This is a genomic window from Methylobacterium sp. P5_C11 (assembly GCF_054049775.1).
This window is the reverse complement of sequence record NZ_JBFULS010000107.1, coordinates 1-4,006: the sequence shown is the minus strand read 5'-3', so window position 1 is coordinate 4,006 and position 4,006 is coordinate 1. Positions and strand designations below refer to the sequence as shown.

The 4,006-nt window shown below is 73.4% G+C and carries 3 protein-coding genes and 1 pseudogene; all 4 read right to left on the bottom strand.

The annotated features are described in order from the left end of the window. Window positions 1-371 (bottom strand): annotated as a pseudogene (locus ACXJKQ_RS27425) (GNAT family N-acetyltransferase); the annotation flags it as partial. Between the two features lie 10 nt (window positions 372-381). After that, window positions 382-1,797 carry a lipopolysaccharide biosynthesis protein gene (locus ACXJKQ_RS27420; RefSeq protein ID WP_457108823.1) on the bottom strand — a complete coding sequence of 472 codons (1,416 nt, stop codon included), beginning with the start codon at window positions 1,795-1,797 and terminating at the stop codon, window positions 382-384. A 133-nt stretch (window positions 1,798-1,930) separates the two neighbouring features. Then, the gene (gene gpmI, locus ACXJKQ_RS27415; protein WP_457108824.1) at window positions 1,931-3,442 is read right to left on the bottom strand and encodes a 2,3-bisphosphoglycerate-independent phosphoglycerate mutase; all 1,512 of its coding nucleotides are present in this window, start codon (window positions 3,440-3,442) and stop codon (window positions 1,931-1,933) included. A gap of 317 nt (window positions 3,443-3,759) precedes the next feature. After that, a partial coding sequence (locus ACXJKQ_RS27410) for a cupin domain-containing protein (protein ID WP_457108822.1) occupies window positions 3,760-4,006 on the bottom strand: 247 nt, incomplete at its 5' end.

Sequence of the window (4,006 nt, the reverse complement as noted above, 5' to 3'; positions counted from 1 at the left end):
GCGAGCAGCCCCGCCAGGGCGGCCTCCGGCGCGGCGCCGTCGAGGAGCGGCGCCCCGTACGGGGCGTAGCCGTGGGTCCAGCCCATGAGCAGCGGCAGCGGCAGGCCCCAGCGCCGCCACGACAGCCGGAACGGCCAGGCGGCGACGAGCCGGACTCCCGGTGCCTCCGGCGCCCGGTCGGCGACGAGGAGGAGCCGGACGCCCGCCCCGAAAGCGTCGCGGGCAGCCAGGGCGTAGCCCGCCTCGTAGAACGGATTCCGGATCAGGGCGGCTGCGCCGAGGGCGCGCCAGGCCGGGATCCAGGGGGCGCCGGGATCGAGGGTCCGGATCGCCGCCACGAAGCCTCCCGGGAGCGCGGCGGTGTCGGTCATCGCGGGGCCGTCAGGCCGCGAGCCGGTGGCGGATCGCGCCGGCGAAGCCGAGCACGTCGTAGCGCCACGCGGTCACCCCGGCGGCGACCGCGAGCAGGACCAGGCGCAGGGCCTGGCCCGGCGGCATCAGCCCCCCCGGGACCAGGGCGATCCCGGCATTCACCGCGCCGCAGGCCAGCGCGATCCCGGCGATGCCGGCCAAGTCGGCGAGGGGCAGCGGCATCGCCGTGCCGGCCCGGCGGGCGCCCAGCACCAGCACGAGGCAGGCCGCGCTCTGACCGCCCGCGAAGGCGAGGGCCGCCCCGGCGGCGCCGAGGCGCGGGATCAGCAGGAGCGACAGCGCGGCGACGGCGGCGAGGGTCGCGAAGGCGGCGGCCGCCTCCAGGCCGCTGGAGCGGGTGAAATAGATCACCTGCCCGAAATAGTAGGCGCGGAACATCATCAGGATGGAGGCCAGGATCAGCACCGGGGCGAGTTCCCGCGCCTCGGCCCGGTAGGCGGGTCCGAGCAGCACCGCCACGACCAGATCGTCGAAGCACAGGAAGAACACCGCCCCGAAGGCCGCGATCAGGGTCATCGCCCGGGCGGCATCGCCCAGCACCCCGGAGGCGGCCGCCATCCCCCCCACCCGCGCCTCGCGCTTGGCGATGGAGATCAGCGACAGGGCGATCGCCTCGCCGAACACGATGAAGCTCTGCTTCAGGAAGTCGGCCAGCGCCCCGTAGGCGCCGAGCCCCGCCGGCCCCACCGTCTTGGCGATGATCAGCCGGTCGAGGCTCTGGGCGAGCGCCGCCGTCCCGAAGGACAGGACCAGCGGCCAGCCGTAGGCGAACAGCCGCAGGGCCTCGGCCCGGCTGCCGCGGCCGGGCATCATCGGGGCGATCGTGGCGGCGGCCGGGAGCGAGGCGAGGGCGTTCGCGGCCGCCACCGCGAAGGCGAGATGCAGCGGATCCTGCGAGAGATGCAGCGCCGCGCTGCCGAGGGCGAGGATCAGGACGGCCCGGCTCATCACCGAGGCCGCCACCGCCCCGGCCCGGAGGCGGGTCCGGGCGATCTCGGTGGAGCCCTCGAACAGGGTGGTGCCGAAGGCGAGCGCCAGGATCGCGGCCGCCATCCGCGCCGGCATCAGCCCGAGGGCGGCGGCCAGCGCGCTGCCGAGCCCGGCGAGCAGCAGCGTGCCGCCCAGGATCCGCACCACGGTGCCGACCTGCGCGGGCTCGCGCGCCTCGTCGTAGAGGGCGAAGAACGCGAATTTCGGCCACTGGCAGGTCGCCCCGTAGAGGACCAGCGCCCAGGACAGGACGTACAGGTAGGTGCCGTAGCTCTCCACGGGCGCCAGCCGCGTGAACACCGCCACGGAGGCCATGTTCAGGGCCGCCGCGAAGCCCCGGGAGCCGACATAGATCAGGCTGTGGCGGGYGATCATGTCCTAGAACCGGTCAGACGCACCACGACCTCGCACCACGCTGGGACAGACCGGCTTCGTGGCGGGACGTAACGCAGGGACGGCGTGCATGACAGCCCGGGCCGTGCAGGCGGCGTGCCGCCGACCCAGGTTCTCAGCCCTGGCCCCGCTTCCGGATCAGGGAGGCTCCGGTCATCTCGGCCGGCTGGTCGAGCCCCATCAGGTCGAGGAGCGTCGGCGCCACGTCGGCCAGCCGCCCGTCGGCCAGGGACACGCCGTCGACGCCGATGAGCATGGCCGGCACCGGGTTGAGGGTGTGGGCGGTGTGGGGCTCGCCGGTCTCGGGATCGCGCATCATCTCGCAATTGCCGTGGTCGGCGGTCACCAGCAGCGCCCCGCCCTGCGCCGTCACCGCCTCGACGACGCGGCCGAGGCAGGCATCGACGGTCTCCACCGCCGTCACGGCGGCCGCGAGGCTGCCGGTATGGCCGACCATGTCGGGGTTGGCGAAATTCAGGATGATGAGGTCGTAGCGCCCGGCGCCGATCGCCTCCACGGCGCGGTCGGTGAGTTCGGGCGCCGACATCTCCGGCTGGAGGTCGTAGGTGGCGACCTTCGGCGAGGGTACGAGGACCGCGTCCTGCCCCTCGAAGGGCGCCTCACGGCCGCCGTTCATGAAGTAGGTGACGTGCGGGTACTTCTCGGTCTCGGCCATGCGCAGCTGCGTGCGCCCGGCCCGCGCCACGGTCTCGCCGAGCCCGTTGGGCAGGTCGAGGGCTCCGAACAGGGTCTCGGCGAAGGCGTCGATCTCGACGCTGTACTGGACGATCCCCAGGGCCGCGGCGAACCGGACCATCCGGGTGCGGGGGAAGCCCGCGAAGGCCGGGTCGAGGAGCGCCTCCAGGATCTGCCGGGTCCGGTCGGCCCGAAAGTTGAAGCACAGCAGGCCGTCGCCGTCCTGCATGCCGGCATAGTCGCCGATGATGGCCGGCCGCATGAACTCGTCCGACACGTCCTGGGCGTAGGACGCGGCGATCGCCTGCCCGGCTCGGGCGAACCGGGTTCCGCGCGCCTCGGTAAGGGCGTCGTAGGCCGTCTGAACCCGCTCCCAGCGCCGGTCGCGGTCCATTCCGAAATAGCGGCCGCACAGGGTGCCGATGCGCGCGCTCCGGGGAAGGGTGGCCTCCACATCGGCGATGCAGGTGGCCGCCGAGCGGGGCGGCATGTCGCGCCCGTCGGTGAAGCCGTGGAGGCGGACCGGGATCCCCGCCCCGACCAGCACGCGCGCCAGCGCCACGGCATGGTCCTGATGGGCATGGACCCCGCCCGGCGACAGCAGGCCGACGAGGTGGCAGGTGCCCCCCGATGCGCGCAGGGTCTCGACGAACCGGATCAGGGCCGGATTCCGGGCGAGCGACCCGTCGGCGACGGCGGTGTCGATGCGCGGCAGGTCCTGCAGAACCACGCGACCCGCCCCGATGTTGAGGTGTCCGACCTCGGAATTGCCCATCTGCCCCTCGGGCAGGCCGACATCGGCGCCGAAGGTCGTCAGCCGTGCCCGGGGACGCTCGCGCATCAAGGCATCGAAGACCGGCGTCTTGGCCTGGTGGACGGCGTTGTCGGCCACCGCGTCCCGCAGGCCCCAGCCGTCGAGGATCACGAGCATCACGGGACGCGGGGTGCTGTCGGGCACGGTCACAATTCTCCTGGGCGGCCGCGCGCCGGGCGCGGCGGAATGCGTGCGCGTGTCGATAATCGCCTTGGCGGCGCGAGACCACCGCCCCGGGCGGGGAAGGGGCTACGGATGCGCGCGAGCGTTCGGGGGCCGGCATGCCCTGGACGCGCCCCGGATTGGGACGTGGCAATGGCCCCTCGTGGAGCCGGCGGCGACGGGTTACCGCCTCGATCTCCGATGGGGGTGGCAGGGATCCCCGGACCGGCCGCCAGACCGGGTTTATCGACGCCCGGCCAGGGCCTGCGCCCTCAGCGTCCGTAGATATCCTCGACGCGGATGATGTCGTCCTCGCCGGTGTAGGATCCGACCTGGACCTCGATCAGCTCCAGGGGGATCTTGCCCGGATTGGCCAGGCGATGCATCGAGCCGATCGGCAGGTAGACCGCCTCGTTCTCGTGGACCAGCACGATCCGGTCGTCGATCGTCACCTCGGCGGTGCCGCGCACCACCACCCAGTGCTCGGCCCGGTGGTAGTGCTTCTGCAGCGACAGGCGC

Coding starts and splice junctions, on each gene's coding strand:
- gpmI (WP_457108824.1), bottom strand. CDS start 3,442: ATGCTCGTGATCCTCGACGGCTGGGGCCTGCGGGACGCGGTGGCCGAC.